Here is a 1717-nt window from a genome sequence, read left to right as displayed (position 1 = left end):
ATCCCCCCTCATTCATCAGGGTGCCGAATGCGGGGTTTAAACCGAGTGGCTGCCGGTTCCGATCCACTTCAACGTCATCGAGTCGTTTGATCGCCGCTAGCCTATTCCCCATCTGACTTACATAATGGTTATCTATAACTTATAGGCATTAATGTCGATCGTCGGCGCAGCCGTGGCCGCCGGCCGCCGTGGTGGTCGCCTTTCTTGATGCGTGCTTTGTGGTGTTGTCGGGTATCAGGCCAGAACCGTCAGCCTCGGCATTCCCTTCAGCAAGGTGGGCCACCATTTGTCGGCGGCATCGCCGAGATGCACGGTAATCCGACGGGCATGCACCGAAAGCGTGGCCGCCACCTTGAGCACCTGTTCACGCATCCGGGTCAGGCTCCAGCCCTGCCGGGTCTGCTTCTCCAGCAGACAGCGTAGGCCATGTAGCACCTGGTAGGCGTAGAGGCTCAGCAGCAGGCTCACCTCGTTGCGGGCCATGACGTCCTGGACGGTCGAGCCGCCGCGATCTGTCGAGGAGAGGTGCACGTCGAGGGCCGATTTCACCTCGCCCATGTGGGCTTCGGCCTTGCCACGCTTGCGATACAAGGCCAGCACTTTCTCCGGCGGCCAGTCGAACGTGCCGAGGTTGGTGACTAGGAAAAAACTGTGCAGCAGCAGATCGTCAGGGCGTTCCTGCACCACCAGCACCACGCGTCGCGGGGAAGGCCAAGACCCCGCCTGGTAGGTCAGGTCGTGGCACCACTCCCGAGGCTGATCAGGTGGGCGGCCTCGAGGTCGTTTCAGGTACGGCGCCGCTAGCGTCTGAAGCCCCGAGTGACTGCGCAGCCGGCCCAGGTACTCGATGTTGCGTTCCTCCAGGGCCTCCAGCGTGTCATTGCCGGTGAAACCGGCATCAATGCGCACCCGAACCTTGGCGCCGGTGCTCTCGTTGAGCCTTCGCACCACGTGTGGGATCCAGGTGTCGGCGTTCTCGGCCGGACCAGCGTTGCCTTCTCGCAACAGCCCGCCGAGCATGTCGCCGGTCTCGGCCAGCGAGGCAATCAACGGCGAGTAGATCCGAGTACCGACATGGCCGTGGTAATCCGAGCCCCCCTGATGACCGTGGACCTCGATCGGTAGCCCATCGATGTCCAGTGTCAGATGCTTAGGGCGATCACCGCCGTTTAGCGAGGTCAGTCGCCAGACCGCCAACCGTAGCAAGCCTTCGTGCAATGTATCGATATTGTCGTGGTGACCCAGGCACGTCAGCAGCCGCGACAGCGTGGCTTGAGACGGCCGGCTCTGCGCCAAGGGCGTCGTGCCTCGTGCGTCACTACACGCCAGTTGCCAGAGTGGGTCCCGTCGCAGCGTGTCGGTATCGCTGAGGTCGATCCAGCCCATAGCACGTTGCAGCACCACGGTGCGCAGCTGACTGGCCAGCGAATGACGGACGCGCTGCGGGTCACGCCGGTCGACCAGGTGGTCTTCAAGTGCGTCTATCACACCGCTGTTGTCGAGGGCCTCGCGCAGCAGCAGGGCGCCGCTGTCGCTGGTGGTGCGCTGCCCATCAAGCTCAACGCGGATGGACCCGTTGCAGGACGGAATCCAGGGGGATATTCTTTCACCCATAGCGGATGGCCTCTTGAATCGTGTTCTTCCCGGAACAGTTTGATTCTACAAGAGAAACCATCCGCTATCTTCGTTTTCAGGCCTGCCTCATGAATAAGGCGGG

Annotated in this window: 1 pseudogene; it reads right to left on the bottom strand. The window is 62.0% G+C overall.

Annotated elements, in window-relative coordinates:
- Nucleotides 1-234 precede the first annotated feature (234 nt).
- Nucleotides 235-1652 (bottom strand): annotated as a pseudogene (locus BLR97_RS19475) (IS1380 family transposase).
- Nucleotides 1653-1717: the final 65 nt, after the last annotated feature.

It is taken from the genome of Vreelandella arcis (genome assembly GCF_900103865.1).
GTDB classification, from domain to species: domain Bacteria; phylum Pseudomonadota; class Gammaproteobacteria; order Pseudomonadales; family Halomonadaceae; genus Vreelandella; species Vreelandella arcis.
This window is presented reverse-complemented; position numbering and strand designations above follow the sequence as displayed.